The sequence below is a fragment of the Curtobacterium flaccumfaciens genome (assembly GCF_004361695.1).
GTDB classification, from domain to species: domain Bacteria; phylum Actinomycetota; class Actinomycetes; order Actinomycetales; family Microbacteriaceae; genus Curtobacterium; species Curtobacterium flaccumfaciens_B.
Genome location: NZ_SNVW01000001.1, coordinates 97,451 through 120,212, shown reverse-complemented (window position 1 = coordinate 120,212; position 22,762 = coordinate 97,451). Strand labels below are relative to the sequence as shown.

The following is a 22,762-nucleotide window of genomic DNA, read 5'->3' as shown; positions in this document are numbered from 1 at the left end:
CCGCCCGCCGTCCCGCCCCGCGCCTCCAGGCGGTCGCCCCCACCCCGCCCCGCCCGCCGCCGCCGAGCGGGCGAAATGCCAGGGCCGCCCGTCGGGCACACCGAACGTTCCCGCCCGCTCGTCGCGCCGGCGCTGCCGGGGCAGCCCCGCGACGCCGAACGGGCGAAATGCCAGGGTCGCCCGTCGGGCACACCGAACGTTCCCGTCCGCTCGTCGCGCCGGTGCTACCGGGTCGGCCCTCGACGCCGGGCGGGCGAAATGCCAGGGTCGCCCGCCGGACGCACCGAACGTTCCCGCCCGCTCGTCGTGCCGGCGCTGCCGGGGCAGCCCCGCAGCGCCGAACGGGCAAAATGCCAGGGTCGCCCGCCGGACGCACCCCGCGTTCCCGCCCGTTCGTCGTGCCGGCGCTGCCGGGGCAGCCCCGCGGTGCCGGGCGGGCGAAATGCCAGGGTCGCCCGTCGGGCGCACGGAGCGTTTCCGCCCGCTCGTCGTGCGGACGGCTGCCGCTGAGTCGAACGGGCGGAACGTCGGGGTCGTCCGCCGGGCGCACCCGGGAGTTCCGCCCGCTCGCGAGAGGGGGATCGACGCCGCGGGGATCCGCCACGGGGTTCGCTCCCGGGACGCTCCGCACGCGCGCGAACGAGCGGGCGGAATGCCGGGGTCGCCGTGTGGCGGACCCTGGCATCTCGCCCGCTCGCGCAGGGCGCCTGCTCGTGCAGGGCGGGCTAGGACATCTCGCCGGCGGAGATCGCCTCGGCCTCGACCCGCTCGGGTTCCGCGCCGTCGTCGACCCGCCGGAGCACCTTCGTGGTGCAGACCACGACGACGAACGCGACGGCGACGGACAGCCCGGCGAACACGTACGCGGCCGAGGGGGCGTAGGCATCGGCGAGGAGTGTGGCGACCGGCGGGGCGATGGCGCCGCCGATGAAGCGGACGGCCGAGTACGCGCTCGAGGCCACGGAGCGGGGGAGGTCCGTGGCCTCCATGACGCACTCGGTGAGGACGGTGTTGAGGACACCGAGCACGAGGCCGCCGATGACGACGCAGATGATGAGACCCACCTGCGACCCGACGACGACGGCCGCGGCGAACAGGTCGAGCGCGAGGAGCGGCAGCGCGATCTTCAGCACCGTGGTCCTGCGGAGACGGGCGGTGAGCATCGGCGCGACCCAGACCGAGGTGACGGCGAGCCCGACACCCCAACCGAAGAAGGTGAAGCCGATGCCGAGTGCACCGAAGCCCAGCGGGAACGGCGTGTAGGCGAGCAGGACGAAGAAGCCGATGTTGTAGAAGAGCGCGGTCGCGGCGAGGGCGGCGAGCGCCGGACGCCCGAGCGCGCGGAACGGTGCCGAGAGCTTCGTGGGGGTTGGCTTCTCGAGGTTCTTCGTCTTGAGGAGCACGACGATCGCGATGAACGCGATGGCCATGAGCGTCGTGACGCCGAAGAACGGGCCGCGCCAGCTCACCGAGCCGAGCAGCCCTCCGACGAGGGGGCCGACGGCGATGCCGAGACCGAGTGCGGCCTCGTACAGGATGATCGCGGACGCGGTGCCGCCGGACGCTGCCCCGACGATCGTCGCGAGTGCGGTGGAGATGAAGAGCGCGTTGCCGAGGCCCCAGCCGGCGCGGAAGTCGATGATGCTCCACACGCTGTTCGACGTCGCCGCGAGCACCGAGAACAGCACGATGAGAGCGAGCCCGATGAGCAGGGTGTTCTTCGCGCCGATGCGGCTGGAGACCCAGCTGGTGAAGAACATGGCGACGCCCGTGACGGCGAGGTAGCTCGTGAAGAGCAGCTCGGTCTGTGCCGGCGTTGCCTTCAGGGACGCGGCGATCGCGGGGAGGATGGGGTCGACGAGGCCGATGCCCATGAAGGCGACGACGCAGGCGAAGGCGATCGCCCAGACCGCCGATGACTGCTTGAGGATGGAGCCGGACTGACCGGCAGGTGCGTGGGCGTTCACGCGTGCGTCTCCGTTCTGGTGGGTGGTGTCGCGGGGGATCGGGTGCTCGTCCGCGACGCGATGATGGCCGCCGCTTCGTGCAGGACGTCCCAGTCGTCGTCGTCGAGGTCCGCGAAGAGCGGCCCGACGGTGCTGGTGAGGGTGGCGCGCCACTCGACGAGGCGGTCGTGCCCGGCCGGGGTGATCTCGATGAGCTGCCCGCGGGAGTCGTCGGGGTCGACGGTGCGCGAGATGAGTCCGTCGGCGAGCATGCCCGCGACGAGCCGGGTCATCGTGGGCTGTGCGACGCGGGATGCGGCAGCGAGTTCGCCGAGGCGGAGCGGCTGGTCGGTCTCGAGGATGCCGAGCGTGCGCCAGACTGCCGAGGACGTCGTGCTGCCCGCGGCCTGTGCGGCAGTCCGGATCAGGCGGTTGACCGACACGAGCAGCGTCTCGATGGTCTGGTCGCGACTCGGTTCCATAGCTGAACTATATAGCCAGGCTATGCATCAGTCAACAGCCGCGGCCTGGTAGAAGGGATGCATGAGCGACATCACCATCCACGAAGGCGACGAGTACACCGCGATCTTCCACGGCGGTCCCTTCGACGGCACGACCGACACCCGCACCGCGACGAGCGACGCGCTGGACGACGAGATCACGGTGTTCGCTGACGTCGAGGGCCTCCAGACCGCGTTCACCTACCGGCAGACCAAGTCCCGCCAGGTGCTCGACCAGACCTCCGCCGAGTTCGAGTACGTCCCGGGCGAGTCCGACCCCGTCGACGACCTGGCCGACCGCGGCGACCGCAGCGGCGAGTTCGACCGGGAGTAGAACCCCGCACCGCCGCGTTGCACGATCACATGCAGCTCGACCTCTGGACGTCCGCCTTCTGTGCGCCGTGTGCCGCCGCCCGCCGGGTGTCGGCCGAGGCATCGGCGCTCGTCCCCGGGCTGCAGCTGACCGAACGCGACGTGGCGAACCGCCCGGAGCAGGCGGAGGACCTCGGCATCCGGTCGACCCCCACGATCATCGTGCGGCGGGACGACGGTGCCGAGGTCTTCCGTTCACCGGGTGTCCCCACCCGGGACCAACTGCTCCTGGCGATCGCCAAGGCGCTCTGACCCGAGCGCCCGCGCTGACCCGAGCGCCGGCTCTGACCCGAGCGCCGGCTCTGACCCGAGCGCCGGCTCTGACCCGCCCGCGCCGCCACGACCCGCCCGCTGGTTCGTCGGCGGCCGCAGCACCGGCGTCTCCGGCGGCCGGACGAGCCGGACGACCTGCCGGACGACACGCTTCGCCGTCCGCACCGGCGCCCCGATCACCAGCGCGACGGCCCCGAGCACGCTCCGGTCAGCCGCCCCGAGGGCGTTCTTCCGCTCCCACGCTCGTCGGAGCACACCACCGCGACTGCGTCGAGCGCCCGGTCGGTCCACGAGCGCACCGCCGTCGCGGAGCGCCATCAGCGCCTCGGTCCGGGCCACCCAGTCGTCGTCCTCCGCCGGGTGGAAGTGGTTGTCGTGCATCCACTCCGGCCGCACCGAGCCGAACCGCCCGTCGACGAGGTCGATCGAGTCGCCCTCGAGGCCGCTGCCGACGAACACCTCGTTGATCAGCTGCCGTCCGATCCCGAAGTCGGTGAGCGTGAGGGCCGGCACACCCCGGGCGACCGCCTCGAGCACGGCCGTCGAGCTGACCGTCACGAGCGCGACCGCGCGGTCGAGGTGGTCCGCCATCGGCCCGCTCTCGACGACCAGGTTCGCCGGCGCGTCCGTCGGCACCAGGTCCGGGTAGGGGTCCTGCTCCCGGTGGGTCTGGTGCTCGCCCGCCGCGGCGCGCACCTTGATCACGACGCGCCACTCGGGGTGCCGTCGTGCGGTCTCGGCGAGCCAGCCGACGATGCGCGCGCGGTCGGTGCGCTCCGCGGGGACGCTCGGCTGCGCCGCGAACACGACCGCGTCGCGGACTGGAGTCGCAGTCGGAGCAGCAACAGCCCGGCGCGCGAACGGCAGCGTGGCGAGCGCGAAGTGCGGTTCGACGCCGCCCTCGCGGGCGAGCTCCTCGTACGCGCGGACCTCGCGGTGACTGTGCAGCACGAACAGGTCAGCGCGGGCGCGGAAGAACACGCCCTTCCACTTCGCCGGGAACGAGATGCCCGGCAGCCCCGTCACGAGCACCGGTCGGCGCGGCACCCGTCGGTGCACCTCGCCGATGACGAGTTCCGCGACCGGCCCGATCAGGGACACCAGGACGGCATCCGGTGGGTCCTGCCGCAGCCGCTCCACGACCGCGTCGACGTCGAGCGGCGCCGGCGGTGCCGCACGGAGGTGCGCCAACCGCTCGTCGAGCCCCCGGAACGCCGAGCGGAGCTGCGCCCGGCTCGCGGACTGCGGCGTCGCCACGGTGAGCAGCTCGAGGTCCCAGTGCGCGGGCGCGGTGGCGAGCAGGTGGGCGCCCCACTTCGCGAACGAGTCGGTGTCGACCAGGCCGACCACGCGTCGGACGCGGGGTGACGTACCGGACTGGAGGCGCGCCTCCAGTCCGTCGGCCGGCTCGCCCCCGACGACGTGACGGTCCAGGGCGCTGCTGGTCTCGTCCGCGCCGGTCACGCGCCGACGCGGCGCAGCTTCGCGAGCGGTGCCCGCTCGCCGGGCATGACCCGCTTGACGCCGTCGCCGAGGGCGGACTCGATGATCCGGACGTCGCGCGCCAGGGTCTGCAGCCCGTGCGGCTCGAGCGAGGCGGCGTGGTCGGAGCCCCACATCGTCCGGTCGAGCGTGATGTGCCGCTCCACGGCCGTGGCGCCGAGGGCGACGGCCGCGATCGAGATCTGCAGCCCGGGCTCGTGGCCGGAGTACCCGACGGGGACGCCCGCGTACCGGCTGGCGAGCGTGTCGATCATGCGGAGGTTCGCCTCCTCGGCGGGGAGCGGGTACGTCGAGGTGGCGTGCATGAGCACCAGGCGTCCGGTGCCGAGCGTCTCGACGGCGCGGTCGATCTGCTCGAGCGTCGACATGCCGGTGGACAGGATGACGGGCTTGCCGGTCGCGGCGACCGCGGCGAGCAGGCCGAGGTCGGTCACCGACGCCGAAGCGATCTTGTACGCGATGACGTTGAGGTCCTCGAGGAAGTCGACGGACGGCTCGTCCCACGGCGACGCGAACCAGTCCAGGCCGCGCAGGGTCGCGTGGTCGCCGATCTCGATGTACTGGTCGCGGTCGAACTCGACCCGGTAGCGGTACTCGAGGTACGTCATCTCGCCCCACGGGGTGCTGCGCGGGGTGGACTTCATGTGCTCCGGCGTCGAGATCGCGGGCGTGCGCTTCTGGAACTTCACGGCCTGCAGCCCGGCGTCCGCCGCGACGTCGATGAGGCGCTTCGCGATGTCGACGTCGCCGTTGTGGTTCAGGCCGATCTCGCCGATGAGGTAGGCGGGGTGGCCGGCGCCGATGGTGGACGTGCCGATGCTGACGGTCATGGTGCTCCGTTCGGTGCGGGGGCGTGCGGCAGGGTTGCCGCGCGCGGGTGGTGCTGGTGGTGGTGCTGGCTCTGGTGGCGGTGCGGCGCGTGCGCGTCGGCTCGGCCGGGGCGTTCGCCGTGCTGGTCGAGCTGGGGTGCCAGGGCGTCGGCTCGGCCGGGGCGTTCGCCGTGCCGGTCGAGCTGGGGTGCCAGGGCGTCGGCGAGTGCGAGGTCTGCCGGGTCGTCGATGTCGATCGCGCCCCGCCCGTCGACGACCACGAGCTCCACCCGGCCGTGGAACCGGTGCCGGTGCTGCCGGAACCCGTCGGCGCGGAAGGCGTAGAACGCGCCGGTCTCGCGGAACTCGGGCTCGCGGTCCTGCCGACGTGGACGGACCGCTGCGTCGTGGTTCACTGCGCTCGCGCTGCCGTCCGCGTCGATCCGCCACAGGAAGGCGTGCGAGGGCACGGCGGCGAGGACCGCGTCCGCGTGACCGTCCCGCACCCGGGCGACCGCCGCGTCGAGGTCGGCGGGGTCGGTGAACGGCGACGTGGCCTGCAGGAAGACGACCACCTCGGGCTCCTCGCCCGCGGCCGCGAGGGCGTCGAGCACGTGGAGGACCGCCGACTCCGACGATGCTTCGTCCCCCGCGAGCTCGGTCGGACGCCGGACGACCCGGGCACCGGCGTCGAGTGCCTCGGCGGCGATGGCGTCCCCGTCCGTCGAGACCACCACGGCGTCGATCGACGACGCGGCTCGGGCGGCCTCGACGGCGCGCCGGACCAGGGAGCGGCCGGCGACCGACCGGAGGTTCTTGCCGGGGATGCCCTTCGAGCCGGCACGGGCCGGGATCACCGCGACGACGGGACCGGAGGACTGCATGACCGGGACGCTACGAAGCGCCGGTGGCTCGGAGGCGAACGTCAGGCAGACGCACGCCGAACCGTTCCGGAACCCGCGCAGCCGAGGCCGCGCGTTATGGTCGAGGGATGCTCGGAGCCGATGACCCCCTCGTTCCGGCCCCACGTCGCGTCCTCGTGGCCGGGACGACCGGCGTCGGCAAGACCACCACCGCGGCGCGGATCGGCGACGTGCTCGGGCTCCCGCACACCGAGATCGACGCGCTGTACCACGGCCCGGGATGGCAGCCGCGGGAGACCTTCGTCGCCGACGTCGAGGCGTACACGAGCGAGCCAGCATGGGTCACGGAGTGGCAGTACACCGTCGTGCGCGGGCTCCTCGCCGAGCGGGCGGACACCCTCGTCTGGATCGACCTGCCGAACCACGTCGCGCTGTGGCGACTGATCCGTCGGACGCTCCGGCGTCGGCTGCGCCGCATCGAGATGTGGAACGGGAACGTCGAGCCCTCGCTGTGGACATTCTTCACCGACCCGGGGCACATCGTGCGGTGGGGGATCAGCACCCGGAACGCGACTCGGCAGCGCGTGCCGTCGCTCGTCCGCGAGGCACCGCACCTCCGGGTCGTGCGCCTCCGGTCGCAGCGGGAGATCGATCGGTTCGTGCAGCACCTCGATCGGGGCCGCGGATAGAATCGAGGCCGTCCGCCTCCGTAGCTCAGTGGATAGAGCAGGTGGTTTCTACCCACCGTGCCGCGGGTTCGATTCCTGCCGGGGGCACCGACGACGAAGGCCGCCGTCCTGATGGACGGCGGCCTTCGGTCGTGGCGGTGGCGGGGCGGTCAGTCGCTCACTCGTCGTCGTCGGCGGCGCGACGACGGAGTTCGCTGGCGCTGATCGGCTGCGTGTACGGCGCTTCGGAGGTCTCGTTCGCGTCGGCGGGCTCGGCAGGAGCGTCGGCGATGCGGGTCGGCACCGAGGTGGTGTTCGGCGTGCGCGGGTCGGCGCCACCGCCCCCCTCCGGGGAGCGGTTCACGTGGGCGTCGGCCGAGGTCGGCGCCGCGACGGACGACGGCGCGGAGGAACCGGCCGAGGCGGGACGGGAGGCGGCTGCGCTGGCCGTGCCGTGAGCATCGTCACGGGTGTCGTCGACGGCGTCGGCGTTGTCCGTGTCCGAGCCGGCGTTCGAGCGAGGTGCCGACCCGGGCGCGGTGAACGGAGCCGAGTTCGGACCCGAGGCCGCGGAGCGGGTGGGCGACACCGGCGAACCGAGGGTCGGACGGACCGGCGTGCTGTCGCCGTACGACCGGGTGGCCCCGTCGCCGTACGCGCGCGTCGTGTTCGCGTCCGAGATCGGCGTGGTCGCGTTCGACGCGGTCGTGTCCGAGATCGGGGTGGTCGCGTTCGGGTCGGCCTGAGCCGAACCGCCCCGGTTCACCGAGAAGCCCGCGCCCGCGGCCTGCGCTGCAGCGGCACCGGCACCGGCACCGGCAGCTGCACCGGCCGGAGCCGTGCCAGCGGAAGCCGTGCCGGCGGCCGGAGCGCCGCCGGGAGTCGTGATCGCCGAGCCCGAGCCGGACGGAGCCGACGTGGCGGAGGAGGGCGTGCCTCCTGGCCGCTGGGGCGCCGGACGGAGCGACGTCGTCGTGGGGGTGGGACGCTCGGCCGCCGGAGCAGCCGCAGCCGCCGGGGCACCGGTGTCGGACGGACGGGCGCCGCCGTTCTGGTTCGCGTTCCATTCCTGCTGGCGGGTGACGAGGTCGGCGTCGGGATCGGGGGAGTCGAACTTCCAGCGCTCGAGGTCGCTCTTGAAGAGCTTGCGGGCCTTGCTCGGCCGGGCCTGCCACTCGAGCAGGCGCTCCCGGAACTCGGCCAGGGACTGCTCGGCCTGGAAGCTGAACGTCGACGAGTTCTTCTTGATGTCGGCGATCTCGTGCTGGGTCCAGTTGGCGGCGAGCGGAGCGCCCGTGACCGGCAGGAGGCGGAGCCGGATGTCGGCGTCCTCGGCGAGGCGGTCGGCGTAGGCGCGTTCGTCGTGCCCGAGCGAACCCCAGGCCGCGGCCTTGCGGGCAGCCGACACGACGGCGGCGACGGCCGCGTTGCGGGACTCGCGCTCCTGCATCGCGACCACGCGCTTGGTCGCACCACGGCCGATCAGGGCAGCGATGATCCCCGCGACGACGATCGCGACGAAGGGGATGATCGCGCCGGAGATCACGCGCCAGCCGTTGTCCGAGGAGATCCAGTCGGTCAGGTCGTTCCACCAGTCCATGCGCGCACCCTACTCACGAAACGGACGGGCATCGGGGAGGCCGGACGGCGTTCCGTCCACATGACCGGACATGCTTCCGATGTGGAACATCATGCGGCACGGGCAGGGTCGTGCGGCCACCGTCAGCCCCAGCGGAGGCAGTCGACGGCGTCGTCCGCCGACCACACGTTCGGCAGCTCGACGAACCGGCGTTCGGTGGAGACGTACCGTCGGGCGCGGTACGCGGTGCCGCCGGCCACGTCGACGCGGTCCACGTAGCCGACGATCTCGCCGTTGGCGCGGGTGACCCGGCTCAGGTCGTCGCGCACGTCGAGGATCCGGAGGTCACCGCGCGAACGGGCGACGGGGACGGTGCGGATCCGCAGTGCGGGTTCGGTCGTCGTCTGCATCGTGGTGCCTCCTCATCGGTCGGTGTGTGGTCGACGCTACGGGCGACCACCGACACGCCGAGCGCCGGAGGGCAACCGGTGGAACACACCGCCACCGCTGCCGGTTGTGGAGGAGGAAGACCCCGATCGCGGCTCGTCCGGAGCCCGGGAAGGTAGGTTGGCCGCCATGACCACGTTCGTGCTCGCAGGTGGATGTTTCTGGTGTCTCGACGCCGTGTACCGCACGCTCCAGGGTGTGCAGGACGTGGTGTCGGGCTACGTCGGCGGCGAGACGTCGAACCCCTCGTACGAGCTGGTGTGCACGGGCACGACCGGTCACGCCGAAGCCGTCGCGGTCACCTTCGACGAGTCGGTGATCCCGGCCGACGTCATCCTCGACGTGTTCTTCACGCTGCACGACCCGCGGCAGCTGAACCGCCAGGGCGCCGACGTCGGCACCCAGTACCGCTCGGCGATGTTCCCCGCCGACGACGAGCAGCGTGGGGTGTTCGAGCGGGCGATCCAGCGTGCGTCGGACATCTGGGACGGTGGCATCGTGACGACGATCGAGCCGCTCGGTACCTTCTCCCGTGCGGAGGAGTACCACCAGGACTTCTTCGCGAAGAACCCCGGTCAGGGCTACTGCCTCGCGGTGGCGCTGCCCAAGGTGAACAAGGTCCGCAAGGCCTACAGTCAGTACATCCTGGCGTCCTGAGACTCGGGCGTCGGGGCCACGAGGAGGTGGTCGAACGATGACGAACGGCACGACGAACGGCACGACGAACGGCACGACGCACGGCACGACGAGCGGCTCGACGACGAGCAGCACGGGGACGTGGGTGGCGGTCGGGCCGGCCGGAGCGGTGGGCAGCATCCACCGAGCCGACGACGGCTTCCACGTCGAGCTCTACAACCGGAGCGGCTCCGGCGGGACGTACCCGTCGCTCGAGTCCGCGAAGGGCGCGGTCCACGCCGCGCTCGGCCCGCTGGCCGACCGCCCGGAGTTCCGCGCGCACTGAGCAGGGAGCGCGCACTGAGCAGGCAGCGCGCACTGATCGGGGACCGGCCGCGCGACGTCCGCATGGTCACCGTCTCGGCCTGGAGGCGCGGGGGACTCGTCCTCCACAGCGCACCTCTCCGAGACCTCCGGTCACAGATCGAGCCCCGGGGCGCTTCCGCGCCCCGGGGCTCCTCCACGATCGACGCATGAACGACACCATCACCGTCTGCGGGATCATCGCCACGGAGCCGCGCCACCTCGTCACCGACACCGGCATCGCCATCACGAGCATGCGTCTCGCGTCGCCTTCGCGTCGCTGGGACCGCGCCACCTCGACCTGGACCAACGGCGCGACGAACTGGTACAGCGTCACCGCCTTCCGGACCCTCGCCGCCAACGTGTACAAGTCCGTCAAGAAGGGCGACCGCATCGTCGTCACGGGCCGGGTCCGCATCCGGACCTGGGAGCGCGACGGCCGCGGTGGCACCTCGGTCGAGATCGACGCCGAGGGACTCGGCCACGACCTGGCGTGGGGGATCAGCAACTGGATCCGGGTGCCGCGGCACGCCTCCGAGTCCGCCGCTGCGCCGGGCACCACGCCGTCCGTCGATCCCCGGACCGGCGAGGTCCTCGGCGGGCGCGGCGGCGCGACGCGCTCACCGGGCGGCACCGACCTCGGCAGCACCCGGGCCGGCGACACCCGGACCGACGGAACCCAGGCCGGCGACACCCACATCGATGACACCCAAGCCCGCCACACCCACATCGACCACACCCATGCCCGCGACACGCACGTCGACGACACCCACCTCCACGATCCCGACCTCGGCGACGACCACGGGTCCGACGACAGGGACGTGCGGGTCAGCGTGCTCGGTCCACCCGAGTACGACGGGGAGGACGACGCGCACCTGCCGACGACGGACGGCCGGGACCACGCGGCCGGCCCGGACGACGCCGATCCGGCCGAACCCGTGGCAGCCTGACGGGCCGGCGATGGCCGTCGTCCGGCCGGTCGGGGCCGCCGCTCGTCGGAGCGCGCGGAGTCGACACTCCCCGCGCGTTCCGACGCGGGGCCACCTTCAGTAGACTCGTGGGGATATGGCTGAGTACATCTACCAGATGGTCCGCGCCCGCAAGGCGGTCGGCGACAAGCTGATCCTCGACGACGTCACGATGTCGTTCCTCCCCGGCGCCAAGATCGGCGTCGTCGGACCGAACGGTGCGGGCAAGTCGACGATCCTGAAGATCATGGCGGGTCTCGACCAGCCGTCCAACGGCGAGGCGAAGCTCACGCCGGGCTTCACCGTCGGCATCCTCATGCAGGAGCCGGAGCTCGACGAGACGAAGACGGTGCTCGAGAACGTGCAGGAAGGCGTGGGCGAGATCCACGGCAAGATCGCGCGCTTCAACGAGATCTCCGCCCTCATGGCCGAGCCGGACGCCGACTTCGACGCCCTCCTCGCCGAGATGGGGACGCTGCAGGAAGAGATCGACGCGGCCGACGCGTGGGACCTCGACTCGCAGCTCGAGCAGGCGATGGCCGCACTCCAGTGCCCCCCGGGGGACGAGCTCGTCACGCACCTCTCCGGTGGTGAGAAGCGCCGCGTCGCGCTCTGCAAGCTCCTGCTCCAGAAGCCGGACCTGCTCCTTCTCGACGAGCCCACCAACCACCTCGACGCCGAGAGCGTGCAGTGGCTCGAGCAGCACCTGCAGCAGTACCACGGCGCTGTCCTGGCCGTGACCCACGACCGGTACTTCCTCGACCACGTCGCGCAGTGGATCGCCGAGGTCGACCGCGGTCGTCTCTACCCGTACGAGGGCAACTACTCGACCTACCTCGAGAAGAAGCGTGCCCGACTCGAGGTCCAGGGCAAGAAGGACGCCAAGCTCGCGAAGCGTCTGTCGTCGGAGCTCGACTGGGTCCGCAGCAACACCAAGGGCCGTCAGGCGAAGTCGAAGGCCCGCCTCGCTCGCTACGAGGAGATGGTGACCGAGGCCGAGCGCACCAGGAAGCTCGACTTCGAGGAGATCGTGATCCCGGTGGGGCCGCGACTCGGTTCGCAGGTCATCGACGCCGAGAAGCTGCACAAGCAGTTCGGTGAGCGCGTGATCATCGACGACCTCTCCTTCACGCTGCCCCGCAACGGCATCGTCGGCGTGATCGGCCCGAACGGCGTCGGCAAGACGACGCTCTTCAAGACGATCGTCGGGCTCGAGCCCCTCGACGGCGGCACGCTGAAGATCGGTGAGACGGTCGACATCTCGTACGTCGACCAGAGCCGTGGCGGCATCGACCCGAACAAGAACCTGTGGGAGGTCGTGTCCGACGGGCTCGACTACATCCAGGTCGGCAAGACCGAGATCCCGTCGCGTGCCTACGTGTCGCAGTTCGGCTTCAAGGGTCCGGACCAGCAGAAGCGTGCCGGCATCCTCTCCGGTGGTGAGCGGAACCGTCTCAACCTGGCGCTGACGCTCAAGCAGGGCGGCAACCTGCTGCTCCTCGACGAGCCGACGAACGACCTGGACGTCGAGACCCTGGGCAGCCTCGAGAACGCGCTGCTCGAGTACCCCGGTTGCGCCGTGGTCATCACGCACGACCGGTGGTTCCTCGACCGCATCGCGACGCACATCCTCGCGTGGGAGGGCCTGAACGAGGACGGCACCCCCAACTGGTACTGGTTCGAGGGCAACTTCGAGGCGTACGAGGAGAACAAGATCGAGCGGCTCGGCGCCGACGCGGCGAAGCCCGGTCGCGCGACCTACCGCAAGCTCACCCGCGACTGACGGTGGCGAGGCTGCACGCTCCGATCCGCATGCGGTGGAGCGACATCGACGCGTACGGTCACGTCAACAACTCCGCGATGCTGCGCCTGCTGGAAGAGGCGCGCATCGTGGGGTTCTGGGGCCCCGACCCGGAGGAACTCGAGTCCGACGGGTCGATCCCCGAGCCGATCATCGACGGTCGGCCGGGGTCGGGCACGATGACGGTGATCGCGGCCCAGCGCCTCGAGTACCTGGCGTCGATCCCGTACTTCCGGCAGCCCCTCGACATCCAGATGTGGATCGGGCGGATCGGTGGGGCGAGCATCGACGTCTCGTACGAGGTCTGGTCGCCGGTCGGCCACGAGCCCGCCGTGCTCTACACGCGGGCCACGACGGCACTGGTGATGGTGGACGCGACGAGCAACCGTCCGCGGCGGCTCACCGAGGCCGAACGCGCGGCGTGCGCGCCGTACACCGAAGCCCCGGTCGAGTTCTCCCGCCCCTGAGCACGGGCCGAGCACGGACCCTCAGCGCGGGATCCGCATCATCCCCTCCTGCGCGACCGACGCCAGCAGTCGGCCGTCCCGCGAGAACATCCGGCCGAACGCGAGTCCCCGACCGCCCTGCGCGCTCGGGGACTCCTGCGTGTACAGGACCCACTCGTCGGCACGACCGTCGCGGTGCCACCACATCGCGTGGTCGAGGCTCGCACTCTTCAGCCCCGGCGTCCCCCAGGCGACCCCGTGGCGCCGCATGATCGGCTCGAGGATCGACAGGTCGCTCGCGTAGCCGAGGATCGCGCGGTGCAGCGCCGGGTCGTCCGGCAGGTCACCCTCGACCCGGAACCACACGGCCTGGTGCGGGATGTGCTCGCCCTGCACGTCGACGAACACCGGACCCTCGACGTGCCGGAGGTCGATCGACCGCTCGGCCCACGCCCGTGCGACGGGGTGGTCGATCGCCGAGAGGATCGACGCCGCCGACGGCAGGGACTCGGGCGACGGGGTGTCGACGGGGAAGGGGTCCTGGTGCTCGACGCCCGTATCGGGCCGCTGGAACGAGGCGATCATCGAGAAGATCGGCACGCCACGCTGGTACGCCTGCACCCGGCGCGCGGCGAACGACCGGCCGTCGTGGATGCGCTCGACCGCGAAGGTGATCGGCAGGTCGATGTCCCCGGGGCGGAGGAAGTAGCCGTGCATCGAGTGGATCTCGCGGTCGTCGATGGTGGCCTGCGCGGCGACGATGCACTGCGCGAGGACCTGGCCGCCGAACACCCGTCCGCCGGGGGACCAGTGGCTCGCTCCGGTGAGGATGGTCTCGCCCGTGCTCGCACCCGTGTCCTCGAGTCGGAGGGTCCGCAGGAAGTCCGGTTCGCCGTTCACCCCCGCAGTCTACGAACACAGTCGGCCCCGGTAGGATCCCTGGTGACATGGGCACCTCGTTCACGCTTTCCGACGCAGCCTCCCTCGGAGACCTCCGCACCTACCTCGGACGTGCCGCCCGCATCGAGGACGGCTCCGTCCGCCTCATCGCCGACTCCGGCGTCCTCGCGGTGTACACGGCGATCCTCTACCCGCTCGGCCTGCTCGACGAGCTGCCGACGGTGCTCGGCCTCCGCACGTTCTCGCTGACGGAACCGGCGACGATCGACGCCGTGGTGCCGCTGGCCTCGCTGCAGGAGCGCCTCCGACTCCTCGCCGAGGCGCAGGACGCCGAAGGCGCCGAGGGTGCCGACCCCACGCGGGCGACCCCGATCGAGGTGGAGCTCCCGCACGAGGTCCACACGGTGACCTGGGCCGCGATCTCACCGCCCCGTGGCGGCTGGGTCCCGCTGCCGGACATCTCGCCCGAGCTCCTCCGTCGCGCCACTCGTGACGGCATCGCCGAGGTCGCCGACGCCGTTCCGACGAACGCGGGCGAGGCGATCGTCCGCAAGGTCCGGTCCGAGGTCTGGGGTCGTCCGGTCGCGGGCATCGAGCACGTCCCCGCCGGTGCCGGCTTCGCGGGGGAGAGCCTCGGCTTCCTGGGACACGACCCGGTCCGGCTGTTCGAGACCGGTCCGTGGAGCCGCCTGACGACCTCGCGCGGGCACGTGCTCGTGAAGCGTCGCGCCTGGACCCTCAACCCGTAGCAGCGTCCTCGCGGACCGCGGTGGTTGGCTGGGCGCATGCACGTCTTCCTCACCGGTGCGTCCGGCTACATCGGCTCCTCCGTCCTCCGCGCGCTCATCGCCCACGAGCACGAGGTCACCGCACTCGTCCGTACCGACCAGAAGGCGCAGGCCGTCCGTGACGCCGGCGGCCGCGCGCTCGTCGGGGACGTCACCGACACCGACGTCGTCCGGCGTCTCGCGCACGAGGCCGACGCGGTCGTGCACACGGCGTCCGCGAAGGACGTCGACCCGGACTTCACCGCGACCGTCCTCGAGGCGCTGCACGGCACCCCGAAGCCCTTCGTCCACACCGGCGGGATCTTCACCTTCGGCGACTCGACGGACATCTCCGAGCAGTCCCCGTCGTCGCCGCCGGCGATGACGTCCTGGCGCGGCGCGAACGAGGCCGCGGTCCGGGCGAGCGACGTCCGCACCACGATCGTCGCCCCCGGCATCGTCTACGGACGTGGCGCCGGCATCCCCACGATGTTCGGGGACGGCGAGCACGAGGTCCGCCTGGTGGGCGACGGCTCGCAGCGCTGGTCGACGGTGCACGTCGACGACCTCGGCGAGCTGTACGTGCTCGCCCTGCACCGCGGTGAGCAGGACGGCTACGTCCTCGCGGCCACCGGCGACAACCCCACCGTCCGCGAGATCGCGGAGGCGGGCGCACACGGTTCACCGGTCGTCGCCGAGAGCGTCGATGCCAGCCGCGAACGACTCGGCACCGCGTACGCGGACGCCCTCCTCATGCACCAGGAAGCCTCCGGCGCCCACGCGCGCGCTGCGTACGGCTGGCACCCGACCCGCCCGTCGCTGCTCGAGGACCTGGCCGACGGATCGTACGTCCGCTGACGCGACCGCGTGACGGCCTGGAGGCGCGGTGCCAGCTGGCACCGCGCCTCCAGGCCGTGAACGTGGTCACGTCACGGGCGTGCGCCGACCGTCCGTCAGTCGAAGGAGTTGGTCATCGCGTGGGCTGCGCGGTCGAGGTACGCCCAGAGCTCGGCTTCGTCGAGGGGCGCGAGGTCGAGTGACTCGACGGCCTCGCGCATGTGGTGCAGCCAGCGTTCGCGTGCCTCCGGCGTGACGCGGAACGGCATGTGCCGCATCCGGAGTCGGGGGTGGCCGCGCTCCTCGCTGTACGTGCCCGGGCCGCCCCAGTACTGCTGGAGGAAGGCGGAGAGCCGCCAGATCGCGCCCTCGAGGTCGTCGGCCGGGTACATCGGCCAGATGACGTCATCCTGCTGGACGCCCTCGTAGAAGCGGCGGACGAGTCGGTCGAACGTCGGCGCGCCGCCGATGCGGTCGAACAGGGACCCGGTCGCGGAGACGCCGTGCTCGCCGACCCGGAGCGTGATGGGCTGTGCGGGGACGCCAGGCGAGCCGGGCATGCCGAGGGCGCCGCTCGGGGGTGTGGGGTCGGTCATCGGGGGTCCTTCCCGCCGTCGGGGTCGTCGGTGGTGATCGGCTGACCGAGGATGTTCCGCTTGGTGCGCCGGGGCTTGGTCGGCGCGGGCGTCGGCTGCGTCCGCACCGTGCGGAGGCCGTTGATCGACGTCGCGTTCTCCCAGCCCGCCGGCATGATCATCGCCATCGCGGGCAGCGTCACGCCGAGCTCGTCGACGGAGCGCTTGAGGCGGATGCGGAGTTCACGGCCGACGACGTCGAGCTCCGAGGCACGGGTCTTCACGACGAGGCGGAAGACCATGCCGGCGTCGGAGATGGACTGCAGGCCCCAGATCTCGGGCTTCTCGACGATGCGCTGACGCCACCGGGGTTCCTGCGACATCATGACGGCGGCCTTGAGCAGGGCGTCCTGCACGGCGTCGATGTCGGTGTCGTACGGCACGGTGATGTCGACGAGCACGCGCGACCAGCCCTGCGACAGGTTGCCGACGCGCAGGATCTGGCCGTTCGGCACGAACCAGAGGATGCCGTTCACGTCGCGGATCTGCATGACCCGCAGCCCGACGTTCTCGACCACGCCGGTGGCCTGCCCGGTGTCGACGACGTCGCCGACGCCGGCCTGGTCCTCGAGGATCATGAAGATCCCGGAGAGCAGGTCGCGCACGATGCTCTGCGCGCCGACGGCCAGACCGGCGGCGACCAGGGACGCGCCGCCGACGATGCCGACCGCGGCGTTCGGGATGACCAGCGGGATGATCACCACCAGTGCGAGGACGACGACGATCACCGTCGCCAGGTTCTCGAGCACACTGCCGAGGGTCCGGGTGCGCTGGACCACGCGTGCCGTCTGGATCGGTGACGCGATGAGCGCTTGCGTGTCCGTCGCGCCCTGCCGCTTCTTGACGCCGTTCACGACGCGGTCGACGACGCCCTTGATCGAGTGCCGCAGGATCACGCGCAGCACGATCGCCGCGAGCACCGTGATCACGATCGTGATCGGGACGTGCCAGGTGTCGACGAACTCACCGAACGTCTGCCCGACCGCCTGGGCGGCGTCGGTGACGGGCGGGGACGGGGACGGGGCTGCAACCAAGATCATGATCCGAACGATGCTAAAGGGCGGGGCCTCGGCGTCCCTGCAGGAACGCCAAGACCCCGCCGATGGTCACCCGAGGCTCAGGCGTCCGCCGCCTGCACCCGGAGGGCACGCTCGGTGCCGGCCAGGCTCTCGGACACGATGCGACGCAGCGCCGGGGTCTCCGGGTGCGCCTCGAGCCACGCGGTCGCCGCGTCGCGGAGCTCGGCCGACGCGAGCGGCGCCGGGTAGAGGCCCGTGACGATGGTGTCGGCGATGTGGTAGCTGCGCTCGGCCCAGATGCGGGTGAGCACCTCGAAGTACTTCGGCACGAGACCCTCGAGCACGACGGGGCTGTTCACGTGCTGGTACCCGATCGTGGTCTGACGGACGATCGCGTTCGGCAGCTCCGACGAGTCGACGAGCGACGAGAAGGCGGCGAGCTTGCCCTCGGCCGTCGGGATCGTCGCACGGGCACGCGCTGCGGCCTGCTCGCCCGACGCCGTCTTGTCGGCGGCGAGTTCGGCGTCGACCTCGGCGTCGCCGGCGGCACCCGCGAGGACGAGGCCCTCGAGGAGCTCCCAGCGCAGGTCCGTGTCGATCTCGAGCCCGTTCAGCGTCACCGAACCGTCGCGCAGCCCGGAGAGCGTGGCGACGTGCTCCGGCGTGGAGGCGATCTGCGCGAAGAACTTCACGAACTGGAACTGCGCGTCGGACCCGGCCTCGGCGGAGGCCGCGAGCTGCCAGAGCGTCTCACCGACGGTGCGGACCGCGGCGTCGGACTTCGCCGGCGCCACGTAGTTCCGCGCCGTCAGCAGGAGCTGCGACAGCGTCGTGCGGATCGTCGTCGACTCGGTCTCGGTCGCGATGTTGCCGAGCACCAGGCGGACGTAGTCGCTGGCGGGGGACTCGGCGTCGCGGGTGGCGTCCCACATCGCGCCCCAGACGATGGAGCGGGCGAGCGGGTTGGCGATCGAGGCGAGGTGCTCGATCGCGGTGCGCCGCGAGTGTTCGTCGAGGCGGATCTTGGCGTATGCCAGGTCGTCGTCGTTGAGCAGCACGAGGTCGCCGCGGTGCACGCCGACGAGCTCGGGGACCTCGGTGCGGGCGCCGTCGACGTCGATCTCGACGCGGTGGGTGCGCTCGAGCTTGCCACCGGAGGACGCGGTGTCGGCCCCGAACGGCGCCTCGGCGTCGTTGGTGAACCCGTAGACGCCGATCGCCAGGCGGTGCGGGCGGAGCGTCGGGTAGTCGGCCGGGGCTTCCTGCAGGACCGCGAACGACGTGATCACGCCGGACTCGTCGACCTCGATCTCCGGGCGGAGCGTGTTCACGCCGGCGGTCTCGAGCCACAGCTTCGACCAGTCGGAGAGGTCACGGCCGCTCGTCGCCTCGAGCTCGACCAGCAGGTCGCGGAGCTCGGTGTTCGAGTGGTGGTGCTTCTTGAAGTACGCGGAGACACCGGCGAAGAACGCGTCGATGCCGACCCACGCGACGAGCTGCTTGAGGACCGAGCCGCCCTTCGCGTAGGTGATGCCGTCGAAGTTGACCTGCACGTCCTCGAGGTCGTTGATCGTCGCGACGATCGGGTGCGTCGAGGGGAGCTGGTCCTGGCGGTAGGCCCAGGACTTCTCCATCGCCTGGAACGTGGTCCAGGCCTCGGTCCACTCGGTGGCCTCGGCCGTGGCGATCGTCGACGCCCACTCGGCGAACGACTCGTTGAGCCACAGGTCGTTCCACCACTTCATGGTGACGAGGTCGCCGAACCACATGTGCGCGAGCTCGTGCAGGATCGTGACGACCCGGCGCTCCTTGATGGCGTCCGTGACCTTCGACCGGAAGACGTAGGTCTCGGTGAAGGTGACCGCGCCGGCGTTCTCCATCGCGCCGGCGTTGAACTCCGGCACGAACAGCTGGTCGTACTTCTCGAACGGGTACGCGACGTCGAACTTCTCCTCGTAGTAGGCGAAGCCCTTCTTCGTGATGTCGAAGACGTACTCGGGGTCGAGGTACTCGGCGAGCGACTTGCGCGCGAACACCCCGAGCGGGATGGTGCGGCCGTCGCGGCTGGTCAGTTCGTCGCGGACGACCTCGTACGGGCCGGCGACCAGGGCCGTGATGTAGCTGGAGATCCTGGCGGTCGGGGTGAACGACCACGTGGCCACGTCGCCGTCGACGTGCGGCTCCGGCGTGGGGGAGTTCGACACGACCTGCCACCGCGACGGGGCCGTCACGGTGAAGGTGAACTCGGCCTTGAGGTCGGGCTGCTCGAACACCGCGAACATCCGGCGCGAGTCGGGGACCTCGAACTGGGAGTACAGGTACACCTCGTCGTCGACCGGGTCGACGAAGCGGTGCAGGCCCTCGCCCGTGTTCGTGTACAGCGCGTCCGCGACGACGACGAGCTCGTTCTGCTCCTGCAGGTCGTCGAGCTGGATGCGGACGCCGTCGTTGACCGACGCGACGTCGAGCGCCGTGCCGTTCAGCTCGATCGAGTGCACGGTCTTCGTGATCGCGTCGATGAAGGTCGAGGCACCGGGCGTCGCGGTGAAGCGCACACGGGTGGTGCTGCCGAAGGTCTCGGCGCCGCGGGTCAGGTCGAGCTCGACGTCGTACGTCTGCACGGCGACGATCGCGGCACGTTCCTGGGCTTCGATTCGGGTGAGGTTCTCTCCGGGCACGGACGCTCCATCTTCGCTGGGGACACGGACGATCGATGTCCGCGTGGGGGAGTCCCGGCACGGCGTCGTGCACCGGCGGGACGATGCGACCAGCCTAGCGACGAGGCGTAGGGTCGCAGCGTGACGGACACGACTGTGGACAAGACGACCGACGAGCGCACCGCTGTGGAGTTCTGGTTCGACCCGAACTGCCCCTGGGCATGGATGACGAGCCGCTGGGTCGGTGAGGTCGCGCAGCACCGCGACCTCGACGTCACCTGGAAGGTGATGAGCCTCTTCGTCCTCAACGAGGACCAGGACGTCCCGGACAGCTACAAGGAACGCCTGCACGCGGGGCAGGTCTACCCGCGGATCGTCACGGCGGCGAAGCTCCGGCTCGGGCAGGACATCGTCAAGCCGCTCTACGACGCGCTCGGCGAGCACATCCACCACCGCCAGGAGCATGACCCCGAGCAGGTCGTGCCCGCCGTGCTCCAGGAACTCGGCCTCGACGCCGACCTGCTCGAGTACGCCTGGACGGACGAGGTCGACCAGGCCGTGCGCGCCAGCCACAAGGACGGCATCGACCGCGTCGGGCAGGACGTCGGCACGCCGGTCATCGCCGTCGAGGGCACTGCCTTCTTCGGCCCCGTCATCTCACCGGCCCCGAAGGGCCAGCAGGCGCTCGACCTGTGGGACGGCGTCGTCGCCGCCGCCCGGTACCCGGGCTTCTTCGAGCTGAAGCGCTCGCGCACGGTCGGCCCGATCTTCGACACCACGGCCTGACGGCCTGGAGGCGCGGTGCGGGCTGGCACCGTGCCTCCAGGCCCTGGTGTGGTCGCTTCCGGCCGGTGAAGCACCAGGGGGATGGGGATCTAAACCGTCCGATCGCGCACGGCGACACGGCGCCGCCGTCCCGGCCGTCGCCGCCGCTCGAGATGCCGACGCCCGGCGACGCCTGAGCGTGGACGGCCAGCGGCGACCCACCGCACAACTGAGCGCGGACGGCCAGCAGCGACCCACCGCACAACCGAAGTGCGCGCGAACCACGGAAGTGCGCGGTTCGCCGAGACTTCGGTTGTGCGAAGCGCACGCGGGCGGGCGGCTCGGCCGGCGGGACGGCCGCAGCGGGCCGCCGCGCCCGCGCCGGGTCAGGCCAGCGGCAGCCGCATCATCGTCAGGTCGAGCCACCGGTCGAACTTCCTGCCGACCTCGGGCACGACCGCCACGGTGGTGAACCCGAGGCGCTCGTGCAGGGCGATCGACCCGGTGTTGGTGCTGCAGATGCCGGCCATCATCACGTGTCGGCCCTCGGCGGTGGCGCGAGCGACGAGTTCGGCCATCAGCGTCGTCGCGATGCCCCGGCCGCGGAACGCCTCGACGACGTAGACGCTGTGCTCGACGGTCAGCCGGTACCCCTGGTGCGGCCGCCACTGCGAGTACGTGGCGTAGCCGGCGACCTGTCCGTCGACCTCGGCGACGACCACCGGGTACCCGTCGGCCTGCCGCTCGGCGAGCCAGCCGTCGAAGTACGAGCGGGGGTGCGGCTCCTCTTGCCAGATGGCCGTGGAGTGCAGGACGGCGTCGACGTGCAGGGCGTGCACGACGTCGAGGTCGGCCGGGGTGCAGTCGCGGATCACGACCCCGTTCGTCGCATATGCTGTCGTCATGTCTCACATCGTAGACGACGAGCGACGTCTCGGCGAACGGCTGCAGCGCCTCCGGACCGAGCGCAAGTGGAGCCTCACCGAGCTCGCTGAGGAGTCGGGTGTCTCCCGCGCCATGATCAACCGGGTCGAGCGCGGGGTGTCCAGCCCGACCGCGACGATCCTCGGCCGGCTGTCCGGTGCGTTCGGGCTCACCGTCTCCCAGCTGCTCGACGAGGCCCTCGACCACGAGGTGCCGCGGGGAGACGATCCCGACGAGGCGCGCGGCGTCCAGCGCGGCGCGACCGCGGACTCGTGGACCGATCCCGAGACCGGGTACCGGCGTCGTCCGGTCTCGAGCGCGTCCTTCCCCGCGGACGTCACCGAGGTGCGCCTCCCGGCCGGCCGCGAGGTCGCCTACCCCGCGTCGGCGTACGCGTTCCTGCGGCACTGCATCTGGGTGGTCGACGGGACCCTGGAGGTCGTCGTCGGCGGCGAGTCCACGCGGCTCGGCGCGGGGGACCGGATCGAGCTCGGCGAGCCCGCCGACGTGGTCTACCGGAACCCCGGCGAGGACCCCGTGCGGTACGTCGTGGTCGTGGTCCGAGGGCAGTAGGCGCAGGAATAGGATCGGTTCCATGCGCATCCACCTCGGAACGGACCACGCCGGCCTCGAGTTCAACACGACCCTCAACGCACACCTCACCGAAGCAGGACACGAGGTGGTGGACCACGGTCCGACCGAGTACGACGCGCTCGACGACTACCCCTCGTTCTGCATCAACGCGGCGCACGCCGTGGTGCAGGACCAGCGCGCGGGCGTCCAGGCGCTCGGCGTCGTGTTCGGCGGTTCCGGCAACGGGGAGCAGATCGCGGCGAACAAGGTCGAGGGCATCCGGGCAGCGCTCGTCTGGAACGAGTCCACGGCGCTCCTGGCCCGCCAGCACAACGACGCGAACGTCATCTCGATCGGCGCGCGCCAGCACACCGAAGAAGAGGCGATCCGCTTCGTCGACCTCTTCATCGCCGAGCCGTTCTCGGGCGAGGAGCGTCACGCCCGCCGCATCGCGCAGCTGGCCGAGTACGAGCAGACCGGGCACATCGCCGGCAAGCAGATCGACCAGTAACGTCAGCGGCTGCGAGTAGAC

25 protein-coding genes and 1 tRNA gene are annotated in these 22,762 nt (G+C 71.4%); 14 read left to right on the top strand and 12 right to left on the bottom strand.

Annotated elements, in window-relative coordinates:
- Window positions 1-725 precede the first annotated feature (725 nt).
- Window positions 726-1,967, bottom strand: a complete 1,242-nt coding sequence (locus tag EDF64_RS00560) for an MFS transporter (RefSeq protein WP_133518168.1) — start codon at window positions 1,965-1,967, stop codon at window positions 726-728.
- The gene (locus EDF64_RS00555) at window positions 1,964-2,428 is read right to left on the bottom strand and encodes a MarR family winged helix-turn-helix transcriptional regulator (RefSeq protein WP_133518167.1); all 465 of its coding nucleotides are present in this window, start codon (window positions 2,426-2,428) and stop codon (window positions 1,964-1,966) included. Before EDF64_RS00555 ends, EDF64_RS00560 begins: the two co-directional genes overlap by 4 nt.
- 61 nt (window positions 2,429-2,489) lie before the next feature.
- Here EDF64_RS00555 and EDF64_RS00550 point away from each other — a divergent pair, with 61 nt between their 5' ends.
- Together EDF64_RS00550 and EDF64_RS00545 are read left to right on the top strand one after the other, a co-directional pair.
- Complete coding sequence (locus tag EDF64_RS00550; protein WP_071293695.1) at window positions 2,490-2,780, top strand: hypothetical protein; 291 nt, start codon at window positions 2,490-2,492, stop codon at window positions 2,778-2,780.
- Window positions 2,781-2,809: 29 nt separating this feature from the next.
- The gene (locus EDF64_RS00545; RefSeq protein ID WP_133518166.1) at window positions 2,810-3,070 is read left to right on the top strand and encodes a thioredoxin family protein; all 261 of its coding nucleotides are present in this window, start codon (window positions 2,810-2,812) and stop codon (window positions 3,068-3,070) included.
- On the opposite strand, the gene EDF64_RS00540 is transcribed toward EDF64_RS00545, so the two are convergent.
- From EDF64_RS00540 to EDF64_RS00530, 3 genes are read right to left on the bottom strand one after another with little or no spacing between them, the layout of a single operon-like run.
- The gene (locus EDF64_RS00540) at window positions 3,014-4,555 is read right to left on the bottom strand and encodes a DUF6716 putative glycosyltransferase (RefSeq protein ID WP_133518165.1); all 1,542 of its coding nucleotides are present in this window, start codon (window positions 4,553-4,555) and stop codon (window positions 3,014-3,016) included. The genes EDF64_RS00545 and EDF64_RS00540 overlap by 57 nt on opposite strands.
- Window positions 4,552-5,424, bottom strand: coding sequence for an N-acetylneuraminate synthase family protein (locus EDF64_RS00535; protein ID WP_133518164.1), 873 nt, complete (start codon window positions 5,422-5,424; stop codon window positions 4,552-4,554). Before EDF64_RS00535 ends, EDF64_RS00540 begins: the two co-directional genes overlap by 4 nt.
- Window positions 5,421-6,287: a cytidylyltransferase domain-containing protein gene (locus EDF64_RS00530; RefSeq protein WP_133518163.1), complete on the bottom strand. Its 867-nt coding sequence runs from the start codon at window positions 6,285-6,287 to the stop codon at window positions 5,421-5,423. Before EDF64_RS00530 ends, EDF64_RS00535 begins: the two co-directional genes overlap by 4 nt.
- A 107-nt stretch (window positions 6,288-6,394) precedes the next feature.
- On the opposite strand from EDF64_RS00530, the gene EDF64_RS00525 reads away from it, so the two are divergent.
- The gene (locus EDF64_RS00525; protein ID WP_133518162.1) at window positions 6,395-6,955 is read left to right on the top strand and encodes an AAA family ATPase; all 561 of its coding nucleotides are present in this window, start codon (window positions 6,395-6,397) and stop codon (window positions 6,953-6,955) included.
- 14 nt (window positions 6,956-6,969) lie between these two features.
- Window positions 6,970-7,042, top strand: a tRNA-Arg gene (locus EDF64_RS00520).
- A gap of 70 nt (window positions 7,043-7,112) precedes the next feature.
- Here the strand turns inward: EDF64_RS00520 and EDF64_RS00515 are convergent.
- Window positions 7,113-8,534, bottom strand: coding sequence for a hypothetical protein (locus EDF64_RS00515; protein WP_133518161.1), 1,422 nt, complete (start codon window positions 8,532-8,534; stop codon window positions 7,113-7,115).
- Between the two features lie 122 nt (window positions 8,535-8,656).
- Window positions 8,657-8,923, bottom strand: a complete 267-nt coding sequence (locus tag EDF64_RS00510; protein WP_133518160.1) for a hypothetical protein — start codon at window positions 8,921-8,923, stop codon at window positions 8,657-8,659.
- Between the two features lie 166 nt (window positions 8,924-9,089).
- On the opposite strand from EDF64_RS00510, the gene msrA reads away from it, so the two are divergent.
- The 5 genes from msrA to EDF64_RS00485 all read left to right on the top strand — a co-directional run bounded on the left by msrA (window position 9,090) and on the right by EDF64_RS00485 (window position 13,174).
- Entirely contained in the window at window positions 9,090-9,617 is a 528-nt protein-coding gene (gene msrA / locus EDF64_RS00505; RefSeq protein WP_133518159.1) for a peptide-methionine (S)-S-oxide reductase MsrA, read from the top strand.
- Between the two features lie 37 nt (window positions 9,618-9,654).
- On the top strand, window positions 9,655-9,921 hold the full coding sequence (locus EDF64_RS00500; protein WP_243736184.1) for a methyltransferase: 267 nt from the start codon (window positions 9,655-9,657) through the stop codon (window positions 9,919-9,921).
- 187 nt (window positions 9,922-10,108) lie between these two features.
- Window positions 10,109-10,888, top strand: a complete 780-nt coding sequence (locus tag EDF64_RS00495) for a single-stranded DNA-binding protein (protein WP_133518158.1) — start codon at window positions 10,109-10,111, stop codon at window positions 10,886-10,888.
- A gap of 115 nt (window positions 10,889-11,003) precedes the next feature.
- Window positions 11,004-12,689, top strand: a complete 1,686-nt coding sequence (gene ettA / locus EDF64_RS00490; RefSeq protein WP_133518157.1) for an energy-dependent translational throttle protein EttA — start codon at window positions 11,004-11,006, stop codon at window positions 12,687-12,689.
- Between the two features lie 29 nt (window positions 12,690-12,718).
- On the top strand, window positions 12,719-13,174 hold the full coding sequence (locus tag EDF64_RS00485; RefSeq protein ID WP_133518156.1) for an acyl-CoA thioesterase: 456 nt from the start codon (window positions 12,719-12,721) through the stop codon (window positions 13,172-13,174).
- Between the two features lie 21 nt (window positions 13,175-13,195).
- Here EDF64_RS00485 and EDF64_RS00480 read toward each other — a convergent pair whose 3' ends face one another.
- A complete protein-coding gene (locus tag EDF64_RS00480) occupies window positions 13,196-14,053 on the bottom strand; it encodes an acyl-CoA thioesterase (protein ID WP_133518155.1) in 858 nt (285 codons plus the stop codon).
- Window positions 14,054-14,100: 47 nt separating this feature from the next.
- On the opposite strand from EDF64_RS00480, the gene EDF64_RS00475 reads away from it, so the two are divergent.
- Together EDF64_RS00475 and EDF64_RS00470 are read left to right on the top strand one after the other, a co-directional pair.
- On the top strand, window positions 14,101-14,802 hold the full coding sequence (locus EDF64_RS00475; protein ID WP_133518154.1) for a hypothetical protein: 702 nt from the start codon (window positions 14,101-14,103) through the stop codon (window positions 14,800-14,802).
- Window positions 14,803-14,838: 36 nt separating this feature from the next.
- Entirely contained in the window at window positions 14,839-15,678 is an 840-nt protein-coding gene (locus EDF64_RS00470) for an NAD(P)H-binding protein (RefSeq protein ID WP_133518153.1), read from the top strand.
- A 95-nt stretch (window positions 15,679-15,773) separates the two neighbouring features.
- On the opposite strand, the gene EDF64_RS00465 is transcribed toward EDF64_RS00470, so the two are convergent.
- The 3 genes from EDF64_RS00465 to pepN form a co-directional block, all read right to left on the bottom strand.
- On the bottom strand, window positions 15,774-16,253 hold the full coding sequence (locus tag EDF64_RS00465) for a globin (protein ID WP_133518152.1): 480 nt from the start codon (window positions 16,251-16,253) through the stop codon (window positions 15,774-15,776).
- Window positions 16,250-17,332 (bottom strand): mechanosensitive ion channel family protein, encoded by a 1,083-nt coding sequence (locus EDF64_RS00460; RefSeq protein ID WP_133518151.1) that lies wholly within the window; start codon window positions 17,330-17,332, stop codon window positions 16,250-16,252. The genes EDF64_RS00465 and EDF64_RS00460 overlap by 4 nt, the downstream gene beginning before the upstream one ends.
- A gap of 77 nt (window positions 17,333-17,409) precedes the next feature.
- On the bottom strand, window positions 17,410-19,989 hold the full coding sequence (pepN, locus tag EDF64_RS00455; protein ID WP_133518150.1) for an aminopeptidase N: 2,580 nt from the start codon (window positions 19,987-19,989) through the stop codon (window positions 17,410-17,412).
- Between the two features lie 120 nt (window positions 19,990-20,109).
- On the opposite strand from pepN, the gene EDF64_RS00450 reads away from it, so the two are divergent.
- Window positions 20,110-20,754 (top strand): DsbA family protein, encoded by a 645-nt coding sequence (locus EDF64_RS00450; RefSeq protein WP_432207004.1) that lies wholly within the window; start codon window positions 20,110-20,112, stop codon window positions 20,752-20,754.
- A gap of 365 nt (window positions 20,755-21,119) precedes the next feature.
- Here EDF64_RS00450 and EDF64_RS00445 read toward each other — a convergent pair whose 3' ends face one another.
- Entirely contained in the window at window positions 21,120-21,638 is a 519-nt protein-coding gene (locus EDF64_RS00445) for a GNAT family N-acetyltransferase (protein ID WP_133518149.1), read from the bottom strand.
- On the opposite strand from EDF64_RS00445, the gene EDF64_RS00440 reads away from it, so the two are divergent.
- Both EDF64_RS00440 and EDF64_RS00435 read left to right on the top strand, forming a co-directional pair.
- Window positions 21,637-22,230 (top strand): XRE family transcriptional regulator, encoded by a 594-nt coding sequence (locus EDF64_RS00440; protein WP_133518148.1) that lies wholly within the window; start codon window positions 21,637-21,639, stop codon window positions 22,228-22,230. The genes EDF64_RS00445 and EDF64_RS00440 overlap by 2 nt on opposite strands.
- Before the next feature lie 22 nt (window positions 22,231-22,252).
- The gene (locus EDF64_RS00435) at window positions 22,253-22,741 is read left to right on the top strand and encodes a ribose-5-phosphate isomerase (protein WP_133518147.1); all 489 of its coding nucleotides are present in this window, start codon (window positions 22,253-22,255) and stop codon (window positions 22,739-22,741) included.
- Window positions 22,742-22,762 lie beyond the last annotated feature (21 nt).

Coding starts and splice junctions, on each gene's coding strand:
- EDF64_RS00555 (WP_133518167.1), bottom strand. CDS start 2,428: ATGGAACCGAGTCGCGACCAGACCATCGAGACGCTGCTCGTGTCGGTC.
- EDF64_RS00550 (WP_071293695.1), top strand. CDS start 2,490: ATGAGCGACATCACCATCCACGAAGGCGACGAGTACACCGCGATCTTC.
- EDF64_RS00545 (WP_133518166.1), top strand. CDS start 2,810: ATGCAGCTCGACCTCTGGACGTCCGCCTTCTGTGCGCCGTGTGCCGCC.
- EDF64_RS00535 (WP_133518164.1), bottom strand. CDS start 5,424: ATGACCGTCAGCATCGGCACGTCCACCATCGGCGCCGGCCACCCCGCC.
- EDF64_RS00530 (WP_133518163.1), bottom strand. CDS start 6,287: ATGCAGTCCTCCGGTCCCGTCGTCGCGGTGATCCCGGCCCGTGCCGGC.
- EDF64_RS00525 (WP_133518162.1), top strand. CDS start 6,395: ATGCTCGGAGCCGATGACCCCCTCGTTCCGGCCCCACGTCGCGTCCTC.
- EDF64_RS00515 (WP_133518161.1), bottom strand. CDS start 8,534: ATGGACTGGTGGAACGACCTGACCGACTGGATCTCCTCGGACAACGGC.
- EDF64_RS00510 (WP_133518160.1), bottom strand. CDS start 8,923: ATGCAGACGACGACCGAACCCGCACTGCGGATCCGCACCGTCCCCGTC.
- msrA (WP_133518159.1), top strand. CDS start 9,090: ATGACCACGTTCGTGCTCGCAGGTGGATGTTTCTGGTGTCTCGACGCC.
- EDF64_RS00500 (WP_243736184.1), top strand. CDS start 9,655: ATGACGAACGGCACGACGAACGGCACGACGAACGGCACGACGCACGGC.
- EDF64_RS00495 (WP_133518158.1), top strand. CDS start 10,109: ATGAACGACACCATCACCGTCTGCGGGATCATCGCCACGGAGCCGCGC.
- ettA (WP_133518157.1), top strand. CDS start 11,004: ATGGCTGAGTACATCTACCAGATGGTCCGCGCCCGCAAGGCGGTCGGC.
- EDF64_RS00485 (WP_133518156.1), top strand. CDS start 12,719: ATGCGGTGGAGCGACATCGACGCGTACGGTCACGTCAACAACTCCGCG.
- EDF64_RS00475 (WP_133518154.1), top strand. CDS start 14,101: ATGGGCACCTCGTTCACGCTTTCCGACGCAGCCTCCCTCGGAGACCTC.
- EDF64_RS00470 (WP_133518153.1), top strand. CDS start 14,839: ATGCACGTCTTCCTCACCGGTGCGTCCGGCTACATCGGCTCCTCCGTC.
- EDF64_RS00465 (WP_133518152.1), bottom strand. CDS start 16,253: ATGACCGACCCCACACCCCCGAGCGGCGCCCTCGGCATGCCCGGCTCG.
- EDF64_RS00460 (WP_133518151.1), bottom strand. CDS start 17,332: ATGATCTTGGTTGCAGCCCCGTCCCCGTCCCCGCCCGTCACCGACGCC.
- EDF64_RS00440 (WP_133518148.1), top strand. CDS start 21,637: ATGTCTCACATCGTAGACGACGAGCGACGTCTCGGCGAACGGCTGCAG.
- EDF64_RS00445 (WP_133518149.1), bottom strand. CDS start 21,638: ATGACGACAGCATATGCGACGAACGGGGTCGTGATCCGCGACTGCACC.
- EDF64_RS00435 (WP_133518147.1), top strand. CDS start 22,253: ATGCGCATCCACCTCGGAACGGACCACGCCGGCCTCGAGTTCAACACG.